Source organism: Acinetobacter sp. 766875 (assembly GCF_000582055.1).
In the GTDB taxonomy this organism is placed as follows: Bacteria; Pseudomonadota; Gammaproteobacteria; order Pseudomonadales; family Moraxellaceae; genus Acinetobacter; species Acinetobacter nosocomialis.
Genome location: NZ_JEXX01000005.1, coordinates 142,043 through 168,549 on the forward strand (window position 1 = coordinate 142,043; position 26,507 = coordinate 168,549).

The window sequence follows — 26,507 nt, forward strand, 5'->3', positions numbered from 1 at the left end:
CAATTAAGGGTTGCAGTTATGGCTGAACAAAATGTCATCACTTCTATGCTAGACGATTTATCAAACGAACAGCCCATTCATACTGCACTTTGTATTGGCCAGAAAATTGACCAGAATAACGCAATTCAATGGCACTATTTTACCGTAACTGAGCTTTTAAGTCTGCCTTTTACTCAGCGTTATGATTTAGGTTTTGTATTGTTTGATACAGATGAAATGCAAAGCGTTAGCGATGTACATAAATCACAATTATTAGTGAAGTTAAGAGATTTATTAGCAAAACGAATTGTTGTGGTAAGCAAACGCAGTGATGAACAGCTATTACGTTCTTTGGGGTTCACGCAACTCATCGATAAAACTTCACATGATAGTGATTTCGCTTTATGGCAATTTAATATCTTGACCTATAAACATGTTCCAGACTGGTTTAATTCTAAATTTTGGGCAAACCCGGAAAACTGGAATAAATTCCGTTGGTAAAAGACTATTTAATCTCTTTCAAAATTTAACAATTTCGCTTTTGCTGTCTTAACAAAAAAACGCGTATGCTCCTGTATAAACCATACATAAGAGTTACTCATGACAAATTTAAGCAATATTGTAGAAGTTTTGGCTCAGCAAGCTTTAGGTGGGAACCAGCAAGCATCAGGTCAAGGTGGTTTAGGTGGAATTTTAGGTTCTGTATTGGGACAAATGGGTGGTAATACTTCTTCTGGTACTCAAGGTGGTCTAGGTGGAGTATTAGGTTCGGTATTAGGTCAAGTGACTGGAAATAACAATACACCTCAAGCTGGTGGCGGTGTACAAAGTTTATTAATTGCTGTAGTACCTTTAATCTTAGGCTGGGTTCAACAACAAGGTGGTTTACAGGCTGCTTTAGAAAAGTTAAAAGGTGCCGGTTTAGGTAGTCAAGTTCAAAGTTGGGTTGATCCAAATCAAAGTAATAGTGAAGTTCCAACTCAGCAACTGCAAAGTTTATTTAACCCTGCAGATGTTGAACAAGTTGCCCAACAGACTCAAGCGCCAAAAGAGCAAGTTTACGGGGCGATCGCGTCTGTGTTACCTCAGGTTATTGATTCTTTAACACCACAGGGTGAAAGTACAGATCATCAAGAAGCGAATCAAGACATTCAAAACGTGATGAATCTTGTGAGCAGTTTCTTAAAATAAGATTGAGATTAAAAAAAGCCGATATAAAAATTATCGGCTTTTTTGTTGGTACAATAAAATAAAAGGGCACAAGCCCTTTTATTTTATGCAAGATGGTTAATAACTTAGAAGTTATATTCCATACCAGCACCTACAACAGTACGTTTGTCATCTTGAGCAAGCCAGTCACGTTTTTGTTGAGCAACAATACCGTAGAAACGTGCTTGTTTATTAATTTTGTAGTCTAAGCCCACACCGTATTGATCAATTTTACGATCTTGTTGACCATCTACAGAAGCTTTAGATGATTGGTATTGGCCTTTTACTACAAAAGGTGTTTCACCAATTCTGTAAGTTACAGCACCAACCCATGCATCTTCTTGTAAGCCTTTATATTTAGTTAGCTCATCAGTTGGTTCAGCATGTTGCCATAAACCACCTAATACAAGTCCAGTTGCGCCAAGTTTACTAAAATCGTAAGAACCAGTTACACGGTAAGCATCAGAGAAAATATTGCTAAGGCCATAGGCATTATATTTACCTTGTACGCTGTAGTTAGCAGCAGCAGCTAATGCTAAACCAATATCTTTGTTTTCGTAGCCGATAGAACCTGAAACTGAGTCACCAAAACCGTTACGTTTGTCATCGTTACCAGATGTACCAGGTGTTGGATCAGCAGGAGTTTCACCTTGTTGGAACATTACATTGAATGTTACACCAGCAAGAAGTTTAGGATCAGATTCAAAACCAATAACGTTATTTAGACGTTCTTCACCATACATTGTGTTGGTAATATCTAAAATAGTGTGGTCGTTATAGATGTCTTGGTAGTTGCCAGCAGCATTTTTAAAGTAAGAGTCAAATTTACCAACTTTTAATGTACCAACATTATTTGATTTGATACCGATATAACGGTTACGTTGACCAAGATCTGTACCATCACCATCAGCATTAATTTGCCATTCAGCTAAATAAACTGCTGATAAATTATCAGTCAATTTCTCTTCGCCTTTTACCCCAATACGAGACGCGTTAGAGTTAACTTCGGTAACGTCACTTTTACCATCGAAATTTTTGTTGTCAACTTGGTCAATGGTAACATTGAGTTTACCGTACAAAGTTGGCGCTGCTTGCACCGCGTTTACGCTTAGAGTTGCAACTGCGGCAGCGAGAAGCAATTTCTTCATTGAGATTTCTCCAAAAGGTATTTTTAAATGGCGTATGCCTAGCTAACTTTTATTTTTTAGTTGGCTTATGTACAAAAAGTTACAGAAGCTCACCAACTTGCTAAGAAGTATCTGTAAACTTTGTGACAGTGGAGTGAAGAAGAAATGACAGTTTTATGACAAATAAAAATTAGAAATACTTTATTTTCTTTTGATTTTATTACACTTTTTAAATAAAAAAGCGGAGCCTAAGCTCCGCTTTTATCTCTTCAAATCAAAGAGCTGCTTTAATTTTTTCAGCTAAGGCCTTGATTTTATCTTGATCTCCCAATTGCGCAGCATGTTTACCAAGTTGGTGAACATTTGTTGGAATTAGGTGAAAATGAACATGAGGGACGGTTTGTCCAGCAGCGGCGCCAGATAATTGCATAAGAACAATTCCATCAAGATTTAATGCTGTTTCCATTGCCTTCGCAATTTTTTGCACGATCTGAATGGTATAAGCTGCCGCTTCAGGCGGTAAATCAAGTAAAGTTACTGCAGGAGTTTTTGGAATAACTAATGCATGACCATCGGCTTGGGGCATAATATCCATAAAAGCTAGAACTTGATCATCTTCATAGAGTTTTATCGCTGGAAGTTCTCCACGTAAAATTTTTGCGAAGATATTTTGATCATCATATGCCATGTATTATTCCTTTAAATACTATTTACACTTCAATTCTTTTTGACGTTCTTTAATTGCATCTAGACGTTGCTGCTCTTTATCAGAGAATTTTGGCTTAGTCGTATGACAATTTTCATTACCATATTTTTCTTTAGCATCTTGGTCTTTAAAACAAAAACCTTTTGATGCATAAATTAAATTGTAATCGTCTTGCAATTTTTGACATTCTTGCTCAGGTGTTGCAGCTTGAGCACTGAAACCGGCAAGGGTTACCATTCCAGTGAATACTGCAACCAATAATTTATTCATGAGCTTTTCCTCAGTTAAAGGTATGAACCTGTACTCAATATAAGGTTTATTCCCAATATTTCAATGACTATTAATTACTCAAGTGTTATTAAAAATCACATTTGATCTTATAATACAAAAAAGCTTTAGATATCAATATCTTTTTTTAAATTTATTTTAAATCAATTGGTTAGGTTTTGTTTTAAATTAAACAATAAAAATATGTACATAATCAATATTTAAAGTCATTATAAAAATTTCATAGTGATGAATTAAATACATTATATGAGTAACATTGGTTCTTGTTTATGTAATCAAGTAAAATTCTCTATAACTCGTGAAATAAAAACGGTTTATTACTGTCATTGCAGTTTATGCCGAAAACAAACGGGTACAGGAGCGAATGCGGCTACTTTGGTCAAAGAAAGCCAATTTAATTGGCTATTTGGAAGTGAACATATTTCTACCTATAAAAAAGAGACTGGTTTTACCTCATCGTTTTGTAATAAATGTGGTTCACCCGTACCCAATAAAATTAATGGTACAAATTATATATGGATACCATTAGGGCTTTTGGAACACTCATTTAATCCAGACTTAAAGCTTAATTTTTGTATAGAGTCAAAACATGAATGGGTCGTGCTAGAAGATGCTCATAAAAGTTTTGTCCATTTACCTGTTCTTGAAGAGTTCTTAAAATACTTTGAATAACAGCCTTTAGTTTTTATATCTTTAATACTTCTTAAGTATTCTTTACATAAATGATGTGTGTTCACTGTTGAATATATCTTTCATTTAATTAAGCATGAAGTGGCATAACTTAAAAAAGGATGAATCACATGATAGATGAAGAAAAGCCTTTAAATTTTGAAGATGATGACGAGCCTCTTGATTTTGAAGATGAAGAATTCACAGATGATAAAAAAGAGGATGAAATGTATAACTCGATCAATAAGGATGGATCTAGTGTTGATCCTGCTGATGACGGCACACGACATATTCGTCCAGAAGATGGTGATCCGATAGAACTTGATGAATAAGTGCATCAGTTTAAAAAAGATTAGTCTTTTTAATCTTTAAGTATAAGTGTAATATCCGAGCGCTGTCACAAACAGCAAAAAAGTCCTGAATGATCAGCGCAAAAAATCAAAAGGGTAAAGCCTGCTTACAAAGCGGGCTTTTTTATTTTTATAAAATTTTAGAGGACTAAACTTGATCTATGGGTGCTGTAAAAGCTTATTATTTTAAAAAATATTTAGATATCTTTGATGAATGACTAATCAATGCTCCTATTGTTTGTAATGAGCATTTAAAAGAAGCACAAACGTAAATAATAAAAATAAAAAAAGTAGAAAGATCATGAGTTGAAACATATCATTAAATTATTTAGGTATTTTACACAATTTAACATTTTATGCAAATTAGTTTACATTTCATTAAGTTTTGTTAAAGCTTTGATTGAGGCTTAATCGTTTTGAAAATGTGACAATTGAAGGATAATTTGTTAGATTGTTTGATTTTTATTATAACAGGTGAGCCAGATGAAGAAATTTTTATTTGTCCTTATTGCTGGATTTGGGATAGAAGGTTGCACATCATTGACGCAAAAAGCTGATGAAAATTATATTACCAAGTCTCCCATTACGCCGGTTAATACTGCATTTAATGGGACAAAAGTACTTGAGCATGGAATTTTTACTGAGCAGGATATTGCTGATATGCCTGAGCATTCAAATATCAATTCACGTTACAAAATATCATTTTAAGTCACTACTTAAAAATTAAAATTGAATAGTTAGGCTAAACAATCGAGTAAATTAGCTGAAATATAAAGTTTACTAAGATTGTATTTAATAATGACTATTCAATATAAACTATCAGCTTGGTAGTTTTTAAAAAGATAAAATGTTAAATCTTAATCATTGAAAAAATTGGTTTTATAAATGAAAAATATCATTATTTTAACTTCAATATTGTTATTAACTGGGTGTGCTATTAACTCTAAATCATTATCGCCAGTGAAAAGCGGTGATGATAAAACTATTGTAGAGGCTGAAAAATATAAGCAACAATATCAAAAAAAGATATTTAAAATTTGGGATGTCCCACCATCTTCTGTAGGTATGAGCGCTAGCGTTAAAGTGTTTTTAAGTGATAGTGGTGAGATTGAGCAAATTATTTTTCTAGATAAAGAAGATCCAAAGTTCAAATCAAGTATTGAAAAGGCAATATGGCGTGCAAGTCCATTTGTTTTGCCTTCTAATCCTGAGGTAAGAAAACAGGTAAGAAAGTTCAACATCAAGTTTGTGGCAAAGTAAATTTTAAAAACACAAATTTGACTTTTTATTTATAGAAAACCACCAATTGGTGGTTTTCTATTTTTGGGATGTAAAATTATAAACAAGATAACTATTAACCAATCTCACTTTAATTACTCTATCCTCATATTCTTTAAAAGATAAATTTATAACTTTATTTTATTAATTATTTAAAAACTAATCATTATTTTTTATTCACTTTTTCTTTTATGGTTAATTCATCAAAGAAGAGGAATGAGCCATGTTGAATCAACATGAGATAAATTTAAAACAGTATCAAAATAAATCTTTAAGTTATTTGAACAGCACAGCTCACTCTGAAGGGATTGAGTTTGATAAGTTCATTAAAGAGATTGAGAAATATTCAAATGCTGTCGTTTTAGATTTAGGTTGTGGTGGTGGCCATGTGGCTTATAACGTTGCTAATCATGCCGATTTAGTTTTTGCTTACGACTTATCTCATGAAATGCTTGATACTGTCTCAAAAGCTGCCAATGATCGAAAAATAAAAAATATTTTTGTACAACAAGGTATAGCCGAAGATATGCCGTTTACTGATGAACAGTTTGATGTAGTGATTAGCCGCTATTCTGCCCATCACTGGCAACATGTACCAACGGCGATGAAAGAAATAAATCGTGTTTTAAAACCTAATGGTACCGTTATTTTTGTTGATATTATCAGCTCAAGTTTTCCCATTTTAGATACGTTTTTACAGACTATAGAGGTTATTCGAGACCCAAGTCATGTAAGAAACTATAGTATTAAAGAATGGGTTTACTTTATAGAAGATGCTGGTTTTGAGTTAACTACCTTAGATAAACAGTCACTCATGCTAGATTTTGATAGCTGGGTGCAGCGTATGAAAACTCCTGAAGACCAAATAAAAACACTTAAGTATCTACAAGAGAATGCATCAGATATGGTCAAAAAATATTTTAATATTCAAAAAGACGGGAGTTTTGAAAGCAAAGTCGGGTACTTCGTATTTAAAAAAATATCTTTCTAGTCTGCTTTTAGGGGCAATGTTTAAAACATTACAAATCTTCAAAACTAATCAAACTTATACTTGTGTTTTAAAACTAAGTATAAAAAAGCCCTTTATGTAAGGGCTTTTTCCTTTTTTAAAGATCAAATTTTCGTTGAACGTTCCCTTAGCCATGCTTCTAACTTTGGCCAAAACTCTTGAGAACTTGCTTGGCTTGAAATTAGTCCCAAATGACCACCTGGAATAAGAGTAAAAGTAACATCTGGGCTACTAGTTAAATAGCTTAATGGTTGAGCTGCATCCGCCGTAACCAATTGATCGCTACGGCCTGCACCAACCAAGAGAGAACAGTCGATATTTTTTAACTCAATTTTTTTATCTTTTAATAAAATAGAACCTTGCTTCAAAGGATTTTGTAGCCAAACATTGAATAACATGTCCTGATTAATCCCTCCTGGATAATCAATCATATTATTTAAAAAACTACTTAAAGTTGCATGTTCTTGTACAAACTGAAGGTCATCAAGGTTTTTCAGTAATTGAACATGGCCATCGAGCCAACCTTTAGGATCAAGAATTTTAAATCCTAGAGAATTTAAAATACCAGGTGTATGAATCAAACGCTTTGGTAAACCTGAGTAGATACGCTCCTGTAGCTTCTTATTGCGAGCAATAGTGTTATTTATGGTTCGGTAGAGTTTTCCAATATAACCAGAAGCATAACTATCAATTGGACTACCTAATACTATAAGGTTTTTGACATAGTTTGGTTGATTATGCGCTGTATATAAAGTAACGAATATACCTGCCATGCTCCATCCGTGTAGAGAAATTTGGTCACTGCCTGAATGGGTGCGAACAAGTTCTATAGCTTTAGGAATAAAATCTTCTATAAATGATAAAAAGTTAAGATGTCTATCTTTAAAGCCCAAACGTCCCCAATCGACTAGATATACGTCAAAACCTGCATTTTGAAAATATTTTACAAGCGAACGATAAGGATATAAATCATAGATCGCCATATTAATTGCTAGCGGAGCAACAAATACTAATGGTTCTTTAAAACGCTTCTGGGTAGCCGCATAGTAACGAACGCGGGTTTGATTGAATTCACCAATTACTTCAAACGGAGTGCTTTGTGACAATACTAATGTTTGAGGACGAAATAGTCGGGTAGAGAGGTGCTTGATTTGACTTTGTTCTGGGACAAGGGACTTTAAGCGTTTCATCTTGTTTTACCAACTATACTAAAGATTGATTGAAGTCTAAGCGAAAATTTTCAGGTTTACCTTGACCTTAAATACCTTAGGCACTCAAAATGATGATAGTTTTTTAGTACATGACCAGTAAAGGCGCACATTTAATGAACCAGTCTGATGATTTAGAATACCAACTTGATACTTTAGCCATTCGTACCGGACATACTCGTAGTTTTGAAGGTGAGCATGGCGAACCAATTTTTTTGACTTCATCTTTTGTATATGAAAACGCTGCTGAAGCAGCTGCAAAATTTTCTGGTCAAGTTCAAGGAAATATCTATTCTCGTTTTACCAATCCGACTGTATCAATGTTTGAAAAACGCCTAGCAGCTTTAGACGGGGCTGAGCGAGCGGTTGCAACAAGTTCTGGAATGGGCGCGATTTTGTCAGTTGCAATGGCATATTTAAAAGCGGGTGATCATGTTATTTGCTCAAGAGCAGTATTTGGTTCAGTCGTTGCCTTGTTTGAAAAATATATTGCCAAGTTCGGTGTAGATATTACATTTGTTGATTTATGTGATTTGGATGCATGGAAAAATGCAGTACGTCCAGAAACTAAACTTTTATTTGTTGAGTCGCCATCGAATCCATTAGCTGAGATTGCGGATATTCAAGCACTTGCAGATATTGCCCATGCGCATGGTGCCTTACTTGCAGTTGATAATAGTTTTTGTACGCCAGTTTTACAGCAACCATTAAAATTTGGTGCAGACCTTGTGATTTACTCTGCAACTAAATATTTAGATGGACAAGGGCGCGCATTAGGTGGGGCTGTTGTCGGTAATCATCAATTGCTAGAAGAAGTTTTTGGTGTTGTTCGTACACTTGGACCTTCTATGAGTCCGTTTAATGCGTGGGTGTTCCTAAAAGGTCTAGAAACTTTACGCTTACGTATGAAAGCACACTGTGAGAGTGCTCAAATTCTTGCAGAATGGTTATCTACTCATGAAAAAATAGAAAAAGTTTACTATGCAGGCCTTTCAGCTCATGAAGGACATGAACTTGCTGCAAAACAGCAAAAAGGTTTTGGGGGGATTGTTTCTTTCGTAGTTAAAGGTGAGCGTGAAGGCGCTTGGAAAGTAATTGATAACACCAAATTTATTTCTATTACCGGTAATTTAGGTGATGTGAAATCAACGATTACCCATCCTGCGACCACAACGCACGGCAAACTTTCTGCTGAAGCAAAACAAGCAGCAGGTATTCAAGAAGGTCTAATCCGTGTTTCGGTTGGTTTAGAAGATATTAACGATATTATTGGTGATATCTCACGTGGATTAGATTTAATCTAATTAATTTATATATTTAAGACTAAGCCATACTTATTTTAGTGTGGCTTTTTATTCATAGCGTTGTTACTTACATACAACGAATGAAATAAAAAGACTACATTTTGTTATAAATGACTCTAAAATCACAACGTATAAAAGTTCTAAATTTAATAAAAATAACAAAGTGAGTTTTTTAACCATGCTTAAACCTATAATTATATTAGTCGCTATAGGGGCAATTGGTTTGGTTGGATACAAAGTATTTGCCCAAAAGGACGAACCGACTCAGATTAGCGAAACTGTATTGTTAATTAATGATGCGAACAAATCAGTTGAAGATGCAGATCATTCCATAGAAAAGGCAAATGCCTCTTTTCAAAAAATGCCTTTAAATGAATACAAACCGGACAATAAAAACCTTCAAGCTTCACAATAGTTTCACTTAAATTTTAGAACTGGCTCTAAGCGTAAAAAGTTTTACACAGAAAACTTTAAACAGATAAGTTAGCGAAAATAGTTTCATAGATAGCAATAGAAAACATTAATTTATTGTGTCAGAATTACAGATTAATTTTGATTTAAACGTAATGACCTCAATGATCTTTGTGATGAGTTGAGTGACTAAAAGAGTTTAAGTTCTGAAGTGTTATGTGACTATCAATTATATTTGATAGAGATACGGAGTTAGGTTTATGAATATCAATATGCTCATGCAGCAAGCGCAGCGCATGCAAAAAGATATGGAATCAAATATAAAAAAGGCCAAAGAAGAGCTTGCTCAAACTGAAGTACACGCTGAAGCGGGTGGTGGTTTGGTTAAAGTAACCATGACTGGTCGTTATATCGTAAAACGTATCGAAATTAATCCAGAATTGCTTCAAGATGAACCAGACATGATTGAAGACTTAATCGCAGCTGCGGTGAATGATGCTGTGCGTCAAGCTGAAGTAGTTTCTGAAGAAAAAATGCAAAAAGCTAACTCTGGTATGGGTTTACCTCCTGGTTTAGCGGGCATGTTCTAAGGAAATTCAGTGTTTAGTGATAGATTTGAACAACTCGTTCAAGCTTTACGTATTTTGCCTAGCGTTGGACCGAAGTCGGCTCAACGTATGGCTTTACATCTTTTGATGAAAAATCGTGAAGGTGCATTTGCTTTAGCGCATGCTCTACATGAAGCATCAAGTTATATTCATGAATGTAGTGTTTGCCACTCTTTAACTGAGCACGAAATTTGTGATATTTGCGCTTCAACAGAAAGAGATGATCAACTGCTATGTGTGGTTGAATCTCCGGCAGATGTTATGGCAATTGAACAAAGTGGTAGTTTCCGTGGTAAATACCATGTATTGGGTGGGCATCTTTCTCCATTAGATGGGATTGGGCCAGAGGAAATAGGTATTCCTTACCTAATTCAACGCTTAAGCCAAGGCACTATCGAAGAAGTCATTTTGGCAACTAACGCCACTGTAGAAGGTCAGGCGACAGCGCACTATTTGGTTGAAGCGACGAAACATTTACCTATTCATATGACACGTATTGCTCAAGGTGTACCTCAAGGTGGTGAGCTTGAATATGTTGATAGTCATACATTAAGTCAAGCGGTGCATAACCGTATGCGTATGAAATAAGTACTTCGGTGCTTATTTCAAAGATTTTTTAAAATAAAAATTTTATTATTAAAAAATCTTTTTAAAAGACAAAAACATATTTTTAAAAAATTACTGAGTGAATATATAAATTAAAAAAAGCCGTTAGTAAAAATAAATTTTTATAAGGATTTTAAATTGAAAAATTTAAAATAATGATCAAAAAATTATCTCTTTTTTGGAAAATTGTTCAAAAATAGATTATTCATCATGGATTCAGTAGCATTTTTCTATTGCTATGTTATATATACCAGAGTTTAAAGCACTCTTTGCAGTTACTTGAGAAAGCATGTTTCAGTTTATCCAACAGCAAACCGAATTGGTTGATGTCCTTCAACAAATGGATCAATGTTCAACGTACGGACTTGATACAGAATTTATTAAGGTTGATACCCTTTGGCCTAAACTTGGAGTATGTCAAGTTAATGTTAACGGAAATGTATATTTGCTGGATGGCGTGTCGTTAGACTTAAGAGATTTTTGGAAAAAAATCTTTGTTGCTCAACAAAATATTTTTCATGCATGCGGTGAGGATATTGATTTAATCTATCATTATGCCGATGAACAAAATCTATTAAATGTTTTTGATACCCAAGTTGGACTTTCTTTTTTAGGGCATGGTTTACAAGTCAGTTATCAAGGTGCTTTAAAGCTTTGTTTAGAAATCGACATTGAAAAAGATCAAACTCGATCAGATTGGTTAGCAAGACCTTTGTCACCTCAACAGTTATGTTATGCTGCAAATGATGTCCTATACCTTATGCAGTTAGCAAACCATATTAAGGACCAGCTTAAGCAAAAAGGTCTTTATGAGTGTGTTCTTGAAGACTGCCGCAGTTTAACCAAAGAAATTATTAGTGAAACACCAACACCATTACTCTATACAGATGTAGGTAATTATCGACACTCACGCCGTCAATTAATGCAATTGCAAAATTTAAGTGAATGGCGTGAACATATAGTTAAAGCAACCAATCAACCACGTAGTTTTATCCTTAGAAATTCTACAATGATTGATTTGGTTGAAAAAAATCCACGTAATAATTTCCAGTTATCACAAGTAAGAGATATCCGTCCCAATGTTGTTCGTGAATATGGCAAAATTATTCTGGATCTTTTGAAGGATTTACCAGTAGAAGGGCAATGGCCAGCTAAAATTGCTAAACCTTTTAAAATTACATCAAAAGAAACATTAGATAAAATGGATGCATTAATTGCAAACGCAATAGAGCAGACTTCCATTCCGAAAGAAGTTTTACTTCGTAAGAAATGGTTAAATGCAATTCATCAACATGTACTTTCTAAAGGTGATGAACAAGACTTACCTGACTATTTGTTAGGTTGGCGCTATGAATTACTCACTAAACCTCTTATTGAGCTATTTACAGAAGAGAAAGCAAGTCTCTTATTTTAAATTTAAATAGGTGTTTTTAGTTTAAATGCACTTTGTATTTAAAAAATATTTTATTTGATTAATATTTATTCAACTTCTTGTATTTAATCTTGCTTTAAAAATAAGCCTTTTTATAAGGCTATCTTTATAAACTTAAATTTTTGTTTAGTTATACTTTATATATTTAGGTTGTTTTGAAGTTTAAATACTATAAATATGAGTTCATCTTAATTTTATATGATTATGCTGAATTAAATTAACTTTATGCGTGAGAAAAATTCAATTGCGTATATATACAGGTCTGTATATTCTTAGCTACAAGAAAAACAATTTCAAAATAAACAATATATAACTATAAGTTTGTTTCGGTGCAGAAATATAGAGGCCTTCTCGGGGAGAGGAGGCCTCTAATTTTATATATAAAGTCTTAAAAAGTTTTTAAAATCAATAATAAGTTAATATTTAGATTAATTTTTTATGTTATAAATGAAAGTTACTAATAACTAGAGAGATAAACATGACTAATAATTTTAATGCTGAACAGGCAAGAAAAAATGCTAAAGATGTCAAAATAGACCAAGCAATATTGTTGGAAAAAATCTTATCTGGAACTGAGCAAGTCTCGAAAGAAGGTAAACGTCGAGCAGTGTTTCAATTTCCAATAGATGCTTTGCATCCTGAACATATTACGCAAGTAGAGGAAGAGCTAAAGACACGAGGTTTCAACGTTTCAACCAATATTGATCAGTCTGGTACAACCGTCAATATTGAAGTCAGTTTCTAAGCTTTAATCTATTCAAACGCCCATAGATTAGGGCGTTTCTTATAATTTTTTACAATCTAAATTTATAAAAATCAATATATTGTTTGACAGGTTTATGCTTCTTCTGTAGCTTTACTTTTTGAGTGGAATATGGATATGAACTTCCAAACAATACTTTCATCTTTCAAAAATCAAGCGACTGGTACAGATGCATTTAAAAACTTAAAAAATGCGTGTGAGCAGTATCTTAAGCAATCTTCAAATTTAAATGAAAAAGCCGCAGCTTATCTTATTTATGGGTTTGCTCGTAGTTATGTCATTTTATATGAAGATGAAGCGGTAACTACTGAGTTTGCACAAGCTTCTAAAGAAACATTAATGAATTACATGAATCATTTAAATGAAGCCTTACTTACTGAAAACCACAGCACAATTTTGTGTGCCTTAAATCAGGTGAGTAATGACTATATGCAGGGCTCAAGAGTCTTTTAAAACTTTTGATTAACTTATTGATAAGATACTTCTTTAGTCCTTAACTTAACTAAAGAAGTATCCAGTAATAATTTTAATGTGATTTTTTCTTGCCGCCACCATCTTGTTTATTGACAGTAGACCATGCGATACGTTCAGCTTCTTCTTGAGAATGACCTCTATCTACTTCACTCTCAACAATATGTTTAGCCTGACGCTTTTGTTTTGCTGTGTAAGATGATTTGTCGCCACGAGACATAGCAAAGACCTCCATATTTTCTTTTAAGATCTTTTATTATTGAAACACATTCGAATTTAAAATCGGTTAAATAATGTCTTATCGTGTATGCATACTTTGAATCTTTTTTAAATCTTATTTTAACTTTTATTGAAAAAAATTTATTATTTTCAATTCTTTAAGATAATTTTAATTTGTTTAAGACTAAGTTTATTGTTTTCAAAATGTAATTTTTTCATTTTATAAAAGTTGATAAAAAGCTTTTTTATGTAAAATTAATACGTTAATAAAGGTTGGAAAATTTAAAACTTTAGAAAATTAAAAGTTATTTATCGACCTTAATGATTGTTGTGGGTTAATATTTCGCGAGAAAAGAAAAAACGACTGATGCGTAAACAAACCTACGTGTGTCTGTTGTTTTTTTTCATGTATGCTGTCCTTAGTTCAAGAGTTGATTTGAAATGCACTGTGATATTTATAGATCGAGCAAAAAAGATGAAATGTACATTTATATTGCTCGTCCAAACTATCCTGATGATGCGGAGCAAGCTGATCCGTTTGAAAAAGTTCCAGAAGCTGTTTTACAAGCATTTGGTCGTGCAACGTTTGTCATGCATTTAGAATTGGCTCCAACACGTAAATTAGCGCGTGTAAATGTTTTACATGTTCTAGACTCATTACAAACAAAAGGTTTCTTTATTCAGATGCCGCCAGAAGGGTTAATTAACCCAAATGCAGTTGAACCAGAGGGCTTACGTGGTGCGTGAAGATCAAGCTGGAGTTCTAAATCAATTACTTTCTTCTCTCGATGCAGTTCCTGAGGAGATCATTGCTTTAACAGCTTATGGCGTTGGCGCTATTATTGCTTTGTGGTGTTGGTGGCGTTTAATGCGCCGCCTACCTGCTACTTTTGGCGCAATAAGCTGGTTAGTTGTTTTTGCCATTTTGGTGACACCAACCGTTTCGGAAGGACCTAATGCATCTGTAGCCCCAGCTATTTTTGGGCTATTGTTTGGTGTGTTAACTAAAGACAGTCCTTTAATCTGGTCAAATTTATCCTTAATTCTGTTTGTAATCGGTCTAGGTTTGCTTATTGGCTATTGTTGGTCAAAATATACAACAAACAAAAGCATGCGTTCCATCTAACCATTGAAATAGAAAAATAAGGTCTCTACATGTCTGCTGATACCCAACATTTTACCGGTACAGATCAATATATCGCGACTGATAGTCTTAAACTTGCTGTAAAAGCAGCCCGCGCTTTGCAAAAGCCTTTATTGGTTAAAGGTGAGCCAGGTACAGGTAAAACTTTACTTGCTGAGCAAGTGGCACAAAGCCTCGGTTTAAAACTCATTACTTGGCATATCAAGTCAACAACTAAGGCACAGCAAGGCTTATACGAATACGATGCTGTGTCTCGCTTGCGTGATAGTCAACTGGGTGATGATCGTGTTTACGATATTAAGAACTATATTAAGCCCGGTAAACTGTGGGAAGCTTTCACCAGTGAAGAGCGCTGTGTGCTTTTAATTGATGAAATTGATAAGGCAGATATTGAGTTTCCAAATGACTTGTTACATGAACTTGATAAGATGTCTTTTTATGTTTATGAAACAGGCGAAACAATTACGGCGACTCAACGTCCAATCGTAATTATTACTTCAAATAATGAAAAAGAATTACCAGATGCGTTCTTGCGTCGCTGCTTCTTCCACTATATTGAGTTTCCAGATGAAGCAACGATGCGCGAAATTATCTCGGTACATTTCCCAAATATCTCTGCGACTTTGGTAAATGAAGCTCTGCAAGTTTTCTTCAAACTCCGCGAAATTCCTAACTTGAAGAAACCCCCATCTACATCTGAACTGATCGATTGGTTGAGTCTGCTTATGGCAGATGATATGCCAGAAGATGTACTACGTAATCGAGATACATCAAAAGCTATTCCACCTTTGTATGGCGCACTCATTAAAAACGAACAAGATGTGCAACTGCTTGAACGTTTGGCTTTCATGTCGCGACGTTAAAGGAGGGAATAACCCATGTTTGTGCGGTTATTTTACACCTTACGAAAATATGGTGTTCCAGTCACGACCCGTGAATTGATTGACTTAAATCGTGCGGTGAGTGAAGGTTTAGTTTTTGCCGATCAAGAAGAGTTCTATCAACTTGCTAAAACAATTTTAGTTAAAGATGAACGCTTTTTTGATAAGTTCGATCGTGCCATGAAAGATTACTTTGATGGCATAGAAACCTTTGATATCGATGAATTACTCAAGCAAGTCCATAAACTACCAAAAGACTGGTTCGATTTAGAGCTTTTAGAAAAGCATTTAACACCAGAGCAAAGAGCTGAGCTTCAAAAAGCAGGTTCTTTAGAAGAACTGATGAAAATGCTAGAAGAGCGTTTACGTGAACAGCATAAAAAACACCAAGGTGGTAACCGTATGGTTGGCACAGGTGGAACTTCACCTTTTGGTGCTTTTGGTGACCATCCGGAAGGCGTCAGAATTGGTGGGCCGGGCCGTAAACGTTCGGCGGTTAAAGTTTGGGAACAGCGTAAATACCAAAATCTAGATGATGACCAAGTTCTTGGTACTCGCCAAATGCAAATTGCTTTACGACGTTTACGCAAATTTGCCCGGCAAGGCGCTGCCGAAGAGCTAGACGTTGATGGAACAATTCGAGAAACAGCCAAGCAAGGTATCTTGGATGTTCAAATGGTGCCAGAGCGCCGTAATCGAATTAAAGTACTGATGTTGTTTGATGTCGGCGGTTCGATGGATGCGCACATTGCCCAATGTGAAAAGTTATTCAGCGCAGCTAAAACAGAATTTAAAACACTTGAATACTTTTATTTCCATAATTGTCTTTATGACTACGTTTGGAAAGATAACTACCGAAGAACAGCGACTCGCATGAACACATGGGACTTGTTTCATACCTATGGACGTGACTATCGTGTAATTGTCGTAGGTGATGCCAGTATGGCACCGTATGAGCTGAAATCGGTAGGTGGCTCGGTTGAGTATATGAATGATGAAGCAGGTGAAGTTTGGTTACGTCGTCTTCGTCAGCATTTTGATAAAACAGCATGGTTAAACCCTGAAACAGAAGGGTATTGGCATTACACCCAAACAATTGGTTGGATTAAAGAGATTTTTGAAAGCCACATGTACCCAATGACTCTAAAAGGCATTGAGGATTTGACGCGTTACCTTTCTCGATAAACTTGATAACTTTAATAATTTAAAAAGAGGGATGATATGCAACATCAAATTAATGGTATTGCTTTACCAAATGAGCAAGGATTTTTTGGTGAGTATGGAGGGCAATTTATTCCTCCACATTTAAAAGAAGCAATGGATGAAATTAATGTTGCTTATGAAGAAATCCGCCATACACCAGAGTTTCAAAATGAATTATCAGATCTCTTTGCAAATTATGTAGGTCGTCCAAGTCCTTTATTTCATGCAAAACGCCTTTCAGAACAGTTAGGTGGTGCACAAATTTATTTAAAGCGTGAAGACTTAAACCATACGGGTGCTCATAAAATTAATCACTGTTTAGGTGAGGCTCTTCTTGCTAAGTATATGGGCAAAAAGAAAGTGATTGCCGAGACGGGTGCGGGTCAGCATGGGGTTGCTTTGGCAACAGCATGTGCTTTAGTGGGTATTCCATGTGAAATCCACATGGGTCAAGTCGATATTGAAAAAGAACACCCAAATGTGGTCAAAATGAAAATTTTGGGTGCTCATTTGGTATCGGTAACTCGTGGTACAGCAACCTTAAAAGATGCTGTAGATAGCGCATTTGAAGAATATTTAAAAGACCCTAAAAACTTTATTTATGCCATTGGTTCTGTGGTTGGGCCACATCCATTTCCAAAAATGGTTCGTGATTTTCAATCAATTATCGGTAATGAAATTAAAGAACAGACGCATCAACGCTTTGGTAAAAATCCAGATTATGTGGTGGCATGTGTGGGTGGTGGTTCAAATGCAATCGGTGCTTTCACAGCATTTTTAAATGATCCAGATGTAAAACTTGTTGGAGTTGAACCCGCTGGACATGGGCTAGATACAAACATGCATTCCGCAACCCTAACCTTAGGTAAACCAAGTCAAATTCATGGTATGGCGTGTTATGTACTTGAAAATGAGGCTGGTGAACCTTTGCCGGTGCATTCTATCGCTTCAGGATTGGACTATCCTGGTGTTGGGCCACAACATAGTTTCTTAAAAGATTTAGGACGTGTGGAATATAGCACTGCAACAGATCAAGAATGTTTAGATGCGTTTATGACCCTATCACGAGTTGAAGGTATTGTTCCTGCACTCGAAAGCTCACATGCTGTGGCATGGGCAATACGTGAAGCGCCAAAGCTGCTGAAAGAAACCATGATTGTGGTTAATCTTTCTGGTCGCGGAGACAAAGATTCAGACTATGTTGCAGAAAAGCTTAAGCTTTAAGTCAACTAAACAAGAAAAGCGGTCAATCATAATGGCCGCTTTTTTGTTTTAGAGACTACAATACTGCTACTTATAAACTTCATTATTTCTTAACTAAAACAAAGTATTCTAATTTTAAGTTGAGATTATTACAGATTGAGATGTAAAACACTGGTTCACAAGGCAAAGCGTTGCGTTGCTTTGTCTCACTCAGTAGAATAGTCACTTTGCAAAATTTGCCTTTGGAGACGCCTAAGTGGAGCGACCGACGATTAGCCCTGAACATTTACAGGAAGCTGCTGAAAATTTATCAACAATTCGAGATTTTATTCGTTTTGGGGTATCAGCATTACGTCAACATGATGCACATTTAGGACAAGGCACTGAAGATTATTTTGCAGAAAGTTCTGCATTAGTTTTACAAACCTTATCTCTTGAATGGTCAGCAGATTCAGAGATTTTAGATGCTAAACTTTTACCAAGTGAAAAAGCAGAATTCTTAAGCTTGTTGGAGCGTCGTATTAATGAGCGTATTCCAACTTCTTATTTGTTAAATTTAGCTTACTTCTTCAATAAGCCATTTTATGTCGATGAGCGTGTGCTTATTCCTCGTTCACCAATTGCAGAATTAATTGAGCAACGTTTTGCACCATATTGCTTAGATGAAAATGGTCAAATGCGTGAAGCACTTAACAACTTACCAGAAAATAGCAAGCCTAAGACACCGCAACGTATTTTAGACATGTGTACGGGTTCTGGTTGTATTGCAGTAGCTTTAGCTTATGCTTATCCAGATGCAGAAGTCGATGCAACCGACATTTCTAAAGAAGCTTTAGAAGTAGCATCAATTAACGTTGAACATCACAATAAACAATATCAAGTTGCGTTACTTGAATCTGACTTGTTTGCAAAAATCCCAGCTGAAAATCAGTACGATTTAATTGTAAGTAACCCGCCGTACGTTGATGCCGAAGATATGGCTGACTTACCGGAAGAGTTTTTACATGAGCCTGAACTTGCATTAGCAGCAGGTCAAGATGGTTTAGACTTGGTTCGTAAAATGTTAGCTCAAGCGGCAGATTATTTAACAGAAGATGGTTTAATTGTAATTGAAGTGGGCAACTCTGAATGGGCAATGCGTCAAAACTTCAATACAGTTGAGTTTAACTGGCTGACTTTCCAAAAAGGTGGTTCAGGTATTTTTGCGTTGACTGCTGAACAATGTCGTCGTTATAGAAAACTATTTGCAGAACAAGCTTAAGGAGTTGTACGTATGGCAGGGAACACTATTGGACAACTCTTTCGTGTGACTACATGCGGTGAATCGCATGGGGTTGGTTTAATGGCAATTGTTGATGGCGTGCCGCCAGGTCTTGCATTAACCGAAGAAGATCTGCAAATAGATTTGGACCGTCGTAAGCCGGGTACATCAAAATTTGCGACTCAGCGTAAAGAGCCTGATCAGGTTGAAATCATTTCAGGTGTATTTGAAGGTAAGACGACTGGTACTCCAATTGGTTTACTTATTCGTAATACTGACCAAAAATCGAAAGATTATGGAAATATTGCGCAAACCTTTAGACCAGGTCATGCGGATTATACTTATACACAAAAGTATGGTTTCCGTGATTATCGTGGTGGTGGTCGTTCAAGTGCTCGTGAAACTGCTATGCGTGTTGCAGCGGGTGCTATTGCAAAGAAATATTTAGCAGAAAAATTTGGTGTCTTGATTCGTGGTCATGTGACTCAAATTGGTAATGAAGTTGCTGAAAACTTAGATTGGAATGAAGTTCCAAATAATCCTTTTTTCTGTGGCGATGTAGATGCTGTTCCTCGTTTTGAAGCATTGGTTATGTCTTTACGTGAACAAGGTACAAGCTGTGGCGCTAAGCTAGAAATTTTAGCTGAGAAAGTTCCTGTAGGTTGGGGCGAGCCTGTTTTTGACCGTTTAGACGCTGATATTGCACATGCAATGATGAGTATTAATGCAGTTAAAGGCGTTGAAATCGGCGATGGTTTTGCTGTAGCGGGACAGTTCGGACATGAAACACGTGACGAATTGACTAGTCATGGCTTTCTAGCGAATCATGCTGGTGGTATTTTAGGTGGTATTTCAAGTGGTCAAACCATTCGTGTAGCAATTGCACTAAAACCGACTGCAAGTATTACAACTCCTGGTAAAACGATTAATTTAAATCGTGAAGATACCGATGTGTTAACTAAAGGCCGTCATGATCCGTGCGTGGGCGTTCGAGCAACTCCGATTGCGGAAGCAATGTTAGCAATTGTGCTAATGGATCATTTTTTACGTCATCGTGCTCAAAACGCGGATGTTGTTCCTCCATTTGCACCAATTGAACCATAGTTCTAGCTCTCGTTAACTAAAAAAAGCCACATAATTTAAAGTATGTGGCTTTTTTATTGAGAGCAATTTTTTAATTAAATATATATCTTTTAACTAATTATCAGGTTAAATCTACAATTTGTTCTTGATTTACAGCAATTTGATACTGATTACGGCCATTTGTTTTTGCCTGATAGAGCGCATGATCAGCACGACTAACAAAAGCAGAAATTGAATCATTTAAACGTGGAATTGTTGTTGCCACACCCGCACTAATGGTTACGTATGGTGAAACACTGCTACATGGATGAACAATGGCGATTTTTTTAATTGCATTCATTAATCTTTCGACTTGAATTTGAGCTTGTTGTGCATTCGTCATAGGGAAGAGCAGTAAGAACTCTTCGCCGCCATAGCGAGCAACTAAATCTCCACTACGAGCAGCAATTGAAGAAATAGCAGTCGCAATATCTTTTAAACACTGATCGCCTTTAAGATGTCCTAATGTATCGTTATAGGGTTTAAAGAAATCAATATCAACCATCATAATCGTGAGTGGTGTTTCATGGCGCAGTGCACGACGCCACTCATTGTCAAGTGTTTCATCAAGATAACGTCGGTTAGCAAGTCCAGTTAAAGCATCTTGCTGTGAAAGCAAAGACAACTGCTGCGCTTGTTGCATGAGTTCAATACGGTTGAGCTCAATCATACAGTTTTGTAAATAGTTTTCACGGTGCTGACGGTCTGTAGCGTAGGCAAGAGTCATGCCTAAGAAACTACTAAACGTATATGTGCGGTTCAAAAACGTCCAATCTATATCGCCTTTTACATAGGTACTGACTAAAATACCAACAAGGCCACCGACCCATCCTGCAATGATTGCAGTATAAAAGCGCATACCTACCGCCCCGTAGATAATCACAATTGCATACATCATTGCTGCATGAAAAAGAACATTATCTTGGCCATTTTCTAAAACGTTAATTAAAATAAATGTTATGGCAACTGCAGCAGCAGATCCAATTCCGACGTAATAATCAAACCACTGATTTAATTTTTTAATAAATGATAAAATCCATGCGATTAAAACAATTATGCCTACCCAAGAATAATAGCTTAACCAGGATAAAACTTGGTCGGTTGGTAAAACTTGATATATACCAAAGCTTAAAAATAAATATAATATTAAAATAATAGGTGCTCTATAGCGAAACTCATAGGCTGCACCATTTTGATATTGAAAACGATAGATCGTTTCAAGTTGCTTTGGAAACCATACGAAATTCAATCCGCGTGTGGTTAATAAATCTATTTGTTCCTGTCCCAATATATTGGAACCTTGCAACTTCATAATTAATGCTCTCTATATTGGAAGTTGGCATAAAATGCGACTTGTTTTATTAAAGTTCCATCTAAAAGTATTGGTTATATAATGTGTGGTTTATTCAAAATAATAATACAGATTTTTTAAAAAAGTAATGATTTTTATAGGCCCTTATTGTGATAAAAATCACGACATTTCAATGATTAGCGTCACAATTATCTAAAGATTCAAAACCTTTGAGAAAAAATTACAAATGGTCGATTAAAGATTGTATCTTTATCATTTTCGGATAGACTTATAGCCGTGAAGTACAGATGATTGCTGTCATATAAATAGGAAAATTAGCAATGACTGCTCTAAATCAATATGGAATGAGTTTAGAAATTACGCCGCATAATGGATGGTCTCAGCGGTTTTGGGAGGATCTTTTACCAGTGAAGGAACGGGTGAGTAAACATCCGTTTTTTACTGAAATGGCCAATGGGGGATTGAGCCTAGAAAGTTTCCGTTATGCTTTACTTAATTTCTATCCATTGGTAGCGCATTTCCCGTCATATATGGCTGGTGCGTTAGCTAAAGCAACTGCTTTTGCAGAACCAGGTGTAACAGAAACACGAGACTGGTTAATTCAAAATATTAAGGTCGAAGAGCGCCATCTACAGTGGTATCGTGATTGGGCTAAAGGTTTTGGATTAACTGTAGAACAGCTTGATAGCGTGCGCCCCCCAGCTGCAATGAATGCTGTGAATCACTTTTTATGGAATATGAGTCATCGCGGTAACTTGGCTGAATGTTTGGCTGCGACCAATTTGGCAATTGAATGGGCGACAGGTGATTGGTCTATTCAAGTTTATAAAGGTATTCACGCTTATACAGAGCATCCTGAGGTCACTATTGATAAACGCTCTTTAGCATGGTTACGTGCTCATGCTCATTATGATGATTTACATCCTTATGAAGCCATGGAGTTGATTAAGCGGTTGTCAAATGACCGACCTGATTGGCAGCAAAAAGCATTTCATGCGGCGGAAGAAGGGCTGCGATATTATGAATTAGCTTTAGATGATTGCTATAGAGTACAGCTGCAAGCCTCTGCTTGATCTCATTTAAAAGAGGGAGAATATTGTTAGATATTCTCCCTTTTATTTTATTCAAGCAATTTTAAGAGCTTTGCCCGATAAGGTGTTTCTTCAGGCAGAAGCTCAAGTAAGCGTTCAACAGCATCAACACGGTCGGGAACGCGGCTAACCACACGTAATAGTTGGTCTACATCATCAATTTGATAGATAACATGACTCAAGCGGGCATCAAAGCAATCTCTCCAAGCACACAAAAATGGACTTTCTGATTTGGCTAAAAAACTACCTCTATACAGTGTTAAAGTGGTTGCAGTAAAACCTAAGTTTAGTGCTTGTTCAGCCATGAGAAAGTCACATTGAATTTCACAGTTAAGTCTATATGGTCGTGACTCGATAACATCGGGAATCAGGTTTCGAAGCTGTGAAAGTTCAGCTTTTAGTGTAGTGGTACTCACTGGTCGATCGCCATATAAAGCATAGTGAAGCTCTTCTAGGTTTATGCCTTCCGGGCATAAAGCAAGGATACATAAAATTTCGATTTGGCGCTGCGTGAGTGTTAAGCCATGTTGATTGTATTGAACTTTAGGTGTGCCTAGCGCCTTAATATATAAAATGTTTTTTTGATGAAGTTGAATGGCTTGTTTTACAATATCGGCACAGCGTTCAACCGCTAAAATTCCAAGTGAGTTATGCTTTTGATATTTAGTTGATAAGTTCATAATGCCATAAAACTGACCTGTATTTGCATCGGTGATAGGCGCTGCATAACATACCCAATCTCTAACGCTGTTCATCTGATTTTCATGTGAATAAACACAACTTGCTGAATGTGTATTTAGGGCAAGACCAATTGCATTTTGACCAACCGCTTGAGTTGACCATTGTCCACCTTCAACAAAATGGACTTGTTCAGCAGATGAACGCATAGGTGTACTACTCCATGTCCAGAGTAAAGTACCATGAGGGTCAGTTACCCCAATTGCCATATCTGCATCTTCAGCAATATGCATCAAATTTCTATGGCACTCTTGGATTGAACGACCAAATAAGGAATGTTGCCATTCGTGATCTAGATCAAATATAGGAGCCGCATCTAGATCGAGTGACGGCTTTTTTCCTAAACAAGGTGTTTCCGAGATTGTTTCCGGTCTAAAGAAAGACGGAAGGTTGTCTGTAGAAGGTAATAATAATTGTTTTGACATATCCATATCGAAGTTCCTTTATCGTTGAAATGGCGTATCCGTGGCCGCTCAACAGGTTTAGCTTTCTTATTGTGACTATTTCCTCGTTATTTCATTTACCTTAAATAATTTTAAACAGTTTGACTATTATCCTATTGGGTAAGTTTTGTTATTTCGCCTCGTCCTATGACAAAACGTCCTCTCTTGAAAATGGTTTTGGTGCAGATTCACCGAAATATTGTCGATCGGCAAAATAGCTAGAACGGACCATTGGCGCACTCCAGATATTTTTAAAGCCTAAACGCTTGCCATGCAGTGTGTATCTTTCAAATTCTTGTAAATTCACAAACCGGTGAATAGGTGCATGTGATTTAGAGGGCTGCAAATATTGTCCAATAGTCACTAAATCTACATCATGATCTTTTAAATCGTTGAGTAGAGCAATAACCTCAGCTTCAATTTCTCCTAACCCTACCATTAGGCCGCATTTAGTTTTGATATCAGGACAGTATTTTTTAAAACGTTTTAATAAATTTAACGAATGCTGATAGTCCGAACCGGGGCGCATCGCTTTATATAAACGCGGCACTGTCTCAATATTATGATTAAACACATCTGGTGGTGATAAGCTTAATGTAGAGAGTGCTGTTTCTAAACGGCCACGAAAGTCCGGAACTAAAATTTCAATCAGCGTATCTGGACAACGGTTTCTGATTTCTTCAATACACTTCACAAAATGTGCTGCACCACCATCGTGTAGATCATCACGGTCTACAGAGGTAATGACTACATATTTTAAGTTTAGGTTAGCGACCGTCTCAGCTAGATGTTTAGGTTCATTTTCATCTAAAGGCATTGGACGACCATGTGCTACATCGCAGAAAGGGCAACGTCTTGTACAAATATCTCCCATAATCATAAATGTTGCCGTACCACCGCCAAAACATTCAGGTAGATTTGGACATGCGGCCTCTTCACAAACACTATGTAGCTTTTGTTGGCGTAATAAATTTTTGATACGTTGAATTTCTTCGAAATCAGTTATTTTTGCTCGAATCCATTCAGGTTTTTTAGGTAGTTCTTCGGTAGGTAAAATTTTAATAGGAATACGAGAAACTTTATCTATTCCTCTTAACTTAATACCTGTCTCTATTTGCCTTTTTAAGTCCATATATAAAATTCCATTTTATATTAAATAAATTTGCAACTAGACTAGTTATAATAAAAAACCTTATTTCTATAAATAAGAAATAAAGAATTCATTAATGCGTATAGTGCACAGCAAATATTATAAATTAATAAAGGTTGGTTAAAGGTTTGTTTTGCAATCATATGAAATTTATTAAAATATTTTAATTTTATTTTTGCGGTGTAAGTTAGTGAAAAATAAAAAATAATAGCTAAAAAACTTATTTTAAACTTTTTAGTCTAATAGCATATTAAATTAAATTGAGCTTTATTATTTATAGCGAAATATATAGAACTCGCTGAAACTTGGTTGATTTTTAATAATCAAGATAATAAAGGAAAAGGATATGCAATTAACGGAAGAGCAATTACTCGCAGCATATAAACGCATGCGTGATATTCGTGAATTTGAAGATCGACTTCATGAAGAAAATACCAATGGTGATATTCCCGGCTTTATTCACTTATATAGCGGAGAAGAAGCTGTTGCAGTCGGTATTTGTGAAAATCTAACCGACAAAGACTATATCACTTCAACACACCGTGGACATGGACACTGTATTGCAAAAGGCTGCGACATTCACGCCATGATGCTGGAAATTTTTGGTAAAGATGACGGGCTGTGCCGCGGAAAAGGCGGTTCTATGCATATTGCCGATTTAGATAAAGGTATGCTCGGTGCCAACGGGATTGTGGGTGGTGGACCTCCTTTAGCAATTGGTGCAGCTTTGACAGCGAAAACCTTAAAGACTGGTGGCGTCGGACTGTCTTTTACAGGTGATGGTGGTTCAAACCAAGGCCTTACTTTTGAAGCGATGAACATGGCTGTTGTTCTTAAACTTCCAGTAATTTTTGTTTTTGAAAATAACGGTTTTGGTGAGGGGACTGGTCATGATTACGCAGTAGGAAGCAAAGATATTGCTGGTCGTGCAGCAGGCTTTGGTTTACCGGCAGTTAAAGTTGACGGTACAGACTTCTTTGCTGTCTATGAAGCCGCACAAACTGCCATTGAACGTGCACGCCGTGGTGAAGGTCCAAGTGTGATTGAAACCATTACAAACCGCTTTTACGGTCACTTCGAAGGTGATCCTGGCTTGATTCGTTCTAAAGAAGAAGTCGAGTTCATTAAAGAAAATAAAGATCCTTTGAAAATTTTCCGTGAGAAAGTCAAAGGCAAAATTGATGAAGCCAAACTAGACGAGATTGATGCAGCTTCAAAGGCAAATGTTGATGATGCCGTTGCAAAAGCTCGTGCTGCGGCATATCCGAAACCAGAACAACTCCTTACTGACGTCTATGTCTCTTACTAAAGGAATAGTAAAG

General features: G+C 36.1%; 31 protein-coding genes. 23 read left to right on the plus strand and 8 right to left on the minus strand.

Annotation, left to right across the window (positions count from 1 at the left end; translation table 11 throughout):
- Window positions 1-18: 18 nt before the first annotated feature.
- Both J576_RS06910 and J576_RS06915 read left to right on the plus strand, forming a co-directional pair.
- Window positions 19-480, plus strand: coding sequence for a DUF6231 family protein (locus J576_RS06910; protein ID WP_002049924.1), 462 nt, complete (start codon window positions 19-21; stop codon window positions 478-480).
- 99 nt (window positions 481-579) lie between these two features.
- Window positions 580-1,170, plus strand: a complete 591-nt coding sequence (locus tag J576_RS06915) for a YidB family protein (protein WP_002049833.1) — start codon at window positions 580-582, stop codon at window positions 1,168-1,170.
- Window positions 1,171-1,274: 104 nt separating this feature from the next.
- On the opposite strand, the gene J576_RS06920 is transcribed toward J576_RS06915, so the two are convergent.
- The 3 genes from J576_RS06920 to J576_RS06930 all read right to left on the minus strand — a co-directional run bounded on the left by J576_RS06920 (window position 1,275) and on the right by J576_RS06930 (window position 3,291).
- Complete coding sequence (locus J576_RS06920) at window positions 1,275-2,336, minus strand: porin (RefSeq protein ID WP_002050241.1); 1,062 nt, start codon at window positions 2,334-2,336, stop codon at window positions 1,275-1,277.
- A 253-nt stretch (window positions 2,337-2,589) separates the two neighbouring features.
- Window positions 2,590-3,003 carry an HIT family protein gene (locus tag J576_RS06925; RefSeq protein WP_000312749.1) on the minus strand — a complete coding sequence of 138 codons (414 nt, stop codon included), beginning with the start codon at window positions 3,001-3,003 and terminating at the stop codon, window positions 2,590-2,592.
- Window positions 3,004-3,021: 18 nt separating this feature from the next.
- Window positions 3,022-3,291: a YARHG domain-containing protein gene (locus J576_RS06930; RefSeq protein WP_002049864.1), complete on the minus strand. Its 270-nt coding sequence runs from the start codon at window positions 3,289-3,291 to the stop codon at window positions 3,022-3,024.
- A 264-nt stretch (window positions 3,292-3,555) separates the two neighbouring features.
- On the opposite strand from J576_RS06930, the gene J576_RS06935 reads away from it, so the two are divergent.
- From J576_RS06935 to J576_RS06955, 5 genes are all read left to right on the plus strand, one after another.
- On the plus strand, window positions 3,556-3,981 hold the full coding sequence (locus J576_RS06935; RefSeq protein WP_017392813.1) for a GFA family protein: 426 nt from the start codon (window positions 3,556-3,558) through the stop codon (window positions 3,979-3,981).
- 128 nt (window positions 3,982-4,109) lie between these two features.
- A complete protein-coding gene (locus J576_RS06940; RefSeq protein ID WP_033855538.1) occupies window positions 4,110-4,310 on the plus strand; it encodes a hypothetical protein in 201 nt (66 codons plus the stop codon).
- Between the two features lie 501 nt (window positions 4,311-4,811).
- On the plus strand, window positions 4,812-5,036 hold the full coding sequence (locus J576_RS06945) for a hypothetical protein (RefSeq protein WP_002049917.1): 225 nt from the start codon (window positions 4,812-4,814) through the stop codon (window positions 5,034-5,036).
- Window positions 5,037-5,213: 177 nt separating this feature from the next.
- A complete protein-coding gene (locus J576_RS06950; RefSeq protein ID WP_002050056.1) occupies window positions 5,214-5,588 on the plus strand; it encodes a TonB C-terminal domain-containing protein in 375 nt (124 codons plus the stop codon).
- A 241-nt stretch (window positions 5,589-5,829) separates the two neighbouring features.
- Window positions 5,830-6,597, plus strand: coding sequence for a class I SAM-dependent methyltransferase (locus J576_RS06955; protein WP_002050163.1), 768 nt, complete (start codon window positions 5,830-5,832; stop codon window positions 6,595-6,597).
- A 122-nt stretch (window positions 6,598-6,719) separates the two neighbouring features.
- Here J576_RS06955 and J576_RS06960 read toward each other — a convergent pair whose 3' ends face one another.
- Window positions 6,720-7,805: an alpha/beta fold hydrolase gene (locus J576_RS06960; RefSeq protein ID WP_002050091.1), complete on the minus strand. Its 1,086-nt coding sequence runs from the start codon at window positions 7,803-7,805 to the stop codon at window positions 6,720-6,722.
- Between the two features lie 134 nt (window positions 7,806-7,939).
- Between J576_RS06960 and J576_RS06965 the strand changes: the two genes are divergently transcribed.
- The 7 genes from J576_RS06965 (at window position 7,940) to J576_RS06995 (ending at window position 13,400) form a co-directional block, all read left to right on the plus strand.
- Window positions 7,940-9,127, plus strand: coding sequence for an O-succinylhomoserine sulfhydrylase (locus tag J576_RS06965; protein ID WP_004887364.1), 1,188 nt, complete (start codon window positions 7,940-7,942; stop codon window positions 9,125-9,127).
- Window positions 9,128-9,305: 178 nt separating this feature from the next.
- Window positions 9,306-9,542 (plus strand): hypothetical protein, encoded by a 237-nt coding sequence (locus J576_RS06970; protein ID WP_002050238.1) that lies wholly within the window; start codon window positions 9,306-9,308, stop codon window positions 9,540-9,542.
- A 256-nt stretch (window positions 9,543-9,798) separates the two neighbouring features.
- The gene (locus tag J576_RS06975) at window positions 9,799-10,128 is read left to right on the plus strand and encodes a YbaB/EbfC family nucleoid-associated protein (RefSeq protein ID WP_001024697.1); all 330 of its coding nucleotides are present in this window, start codon (window positions 9,799-9,801) and stop codon (window positions 10,126-10,128) included.
- A 9-nt stretch (window positions 10,129-10,137) separates the two neighbouring features.
- The gene (gene recR, locus J576_RS06980; protein ID WP_000490551.1) at window positions 10,138-10,734 is read left to right on the plus strand and encodes a recombination mediator RecR; all 597 of its coding nucleotides are present in this window, start codon (window positions 10,138-10,140) and stop codon (window positions 10,732-10,734) included.
- 307 nt (window positions 10,735-11,041) lie between these two features.
- Entirely contained in the window at window positions 11,042-12,166 is a 1,125-nt protein-coding gene (locus J576_RS06985; protein WP_002049871.1) for a ribonuclease D, read from the plus strand.
- 496 nt (window positions 12,167-12,662) lie between these two features.
- Complete coding sequence (locus tag J576_RS06990) at window positions 12,663-12,929, plus strand: hypothetical protein (protein ID WP_002050225.1); 267 nt, start codon at window positions 12,663-12,665, stop codon at window positions 12,927-12,929.
- Window positions 12,930-13,058: 129 nt separating this feature from the next.
- On the plus strand, window positions 13,059-13,400 hold the full coding sequence (locus tag J576_RS06995) for a hypothetical protein (protein ID WP_025467823.1): 342 nt from the start codon (window positions 13,059-13,061) through the stop codon (window positions 13,398-13,400).
- Window positions 13,401-13,473: 73 nt separating this feature from the next.
- On the opposite strand, the gene J576_RS19610 is transcribed toward J576_RS06995, so the two are convergent.
- The gene (locus tag J576_RS19610) at window positions 13,474-13,638 is read right to left on the minus strand and encodes a hypothetical protein (protein ID WP_000086293.1); all 165 of its coding nucleotides are present in this window, start codon (window positions 13,636-13,638) and stop codon (window positions 13,474-13,476) included.
- Window positions 13,639-14,078: 440 nt separating this feature from the next.
- On the opposite strand from J576_RS19610, the gene J576_RS07005 reads away from it, so the two are divergent.
- From J576_RS07005 to aroC, 7 genes are all read left to right on the plus strand, one after another.
- Window positions 14,079-14,384 (plus strand): YcgL domain-containing protein, encoded by a 306-nt coding sequence (locus J576_RS07005; protein WP_002049830.1) that lies wholly within the window; start codon window positions 14,079-14,081, stop codon window positions 14,382-14,384.
- Complete coding sequence (locus J576_RS07010; RefSeq protein WP_002050047.1) at window positions 14,377-14,763, plus strand: hypothetical protein; 387 nt, start codon at window positions 14,377-14,379, stop codon at window positions 14,761-14,763. The genes J576_RS07005 and J576_RS07010 overlap by 8 nt, the downstream gene beginning before the upstream one ends.
- 29 nt (window positions 14,764-14,792) lie before the next feature.
- Window positions 14,793-15,644 (plus strand): AAA family ATPase, encoded by an 852-nt coding sequence (locus J576_RS07015; RefSeq protein ID WP_002049937.1) that lies wholly within the window; start codon window positions 14,793-14,795, stop codon window positions 15,642-15,644.
- A 15-nt stretch (window positions 15,645-15,659) separates the two neighbouring features.
- Window positions 15,660-16,847 carry a vWA domain-containing protein gene (locus J576_RS07020; protein WP_002049806.1) on the plus strand — a complete coding sequence of 396 codons (1,188 nt, stop codon included), beginning with the start codon at window positions 15,660-15,662 and terminating at the stop codon, window positions 16,845-16,847.
- Between the two features lie 36 nt (window positions 16,848-16,883).
- The gene (trpB, locus tag J576_RS07025) at window positions 16,884-18,089 is read left to right on the plus strand and encodes a tryptophan synthase subunit beta (protein ID WP_002049824.1); all 1,206 of its coding nucleotides are present in this window, start codon (window positions 16,884-16,886) and stop codon (window positions 18,087-18,089) included.
- A gap of 235 nt (window positions 18,090-18,324) precedes the next feature.
- Complete coding sequence (prmB, locus tag J576_RS07030; protein WP_002049811.1) at window positions 18,325-19,329, plus strand: 50S ribosomal protein L3 N(5)-glutamine methyltransferase; 1,005 nt, start codon at window positions 18,325-18,327, stop codon at window positions 19,327-19,329.
- Between the two features lie 12 nt (window positions 19,330-19,341).
- Window positions 19,342-20,433, plus strand: a complete 1,092-nt coding sequence (aroC, locus tag J576_RS07035; protein ID WP_002049848.1) for a chorismate synthase — start codon at window positions 19,342-19,344, stop codon at window positions 20,431-20,433.
- A 100-nt stretch (window positions 20,434-20,533) separates the two neighbouring features.
- Here aroC and J576_RS07040 read toward each other — a convergent pair whose 3' ends face one another.
- Window positions 20,534-21,763: a GGDEF domain-containing protein gene (locus J576_RS07040; RefSeq protein WP_002050016.1), complete on the minus strand. Its 1,230-nt coding sequence runs from the start codon at window positions 21,761-21,763 to the stop codon at window positions 20,534-20,536.
- Window positions 21,764-22,083: 320 nt separating this feature from the next.
- Between J576_RS07040 and J576_RS07045 the strand changes: the two genes are divergently transcribed.
- Window positions 22,084-22,836, plus strand: a complete 753-nt coding sequence (locus J576_RS07045; protein WP_002050092.1) for an iron-containing redox enzyme family protein — start codon at window positions 22,084-22,086, stop codon at window positions 22,834-22,836.
- Between the two features lie 47 nt (window positions 22,837-22,883).
- On the opposite strand, the gene J576_RS07050 is transcribed toward J576_RS07045, so the two are convergent.
- Together J576_RS07050 and lipA are read right to left on the minus strand one after the other, a co-directional pair.
- On the minus strand, window positions 22,884-24,023 hold the full coding sequence (locus tag J576_RS07050; RefSeq protein ID WP_000367581.1) for a helix-turn-helix domain-containing protein: 1,140 nt from the start codon (window positions 24,021-24,023) through the stop codon (window positions 22,884-22,886).
- Between the two features lie 157 nt (window positions 24,024-24,180).
- Window positions 24,181-25,167, minus strand: coding sequence for a lipoyl synthase (lipA, locus tag J576_RS07055; RefSeq protein WP_002049956.1), 987 nt, complete (start codon window positions 25,165-25,167; stop codon window positions 24,181-24,183).
- Window positions 25,168-25,531: 364 nt separating this feature from the next.
- Here lipA and J576_RS07060 point away from each other — a divergent pair, with 364 nt between their 5' ends.
- Window positions 25,532-26,494 carry a thiamine pyrophosphate-dependent dehydrogenase E1 component subunit alpha gene (locus tag J576_RS07060; protein WP_001177517.1) on the plus strand — a complete coding sequence of 321 codons (963 nt, stop codon included), beginning with the start codon at window positions 25,532-25,534 and terminating at the stop codon, window positions 26,492-26,494.
- The last annotated feature ends 13 nt before the right edge of the window (window positions 26,495-26,507 follow it).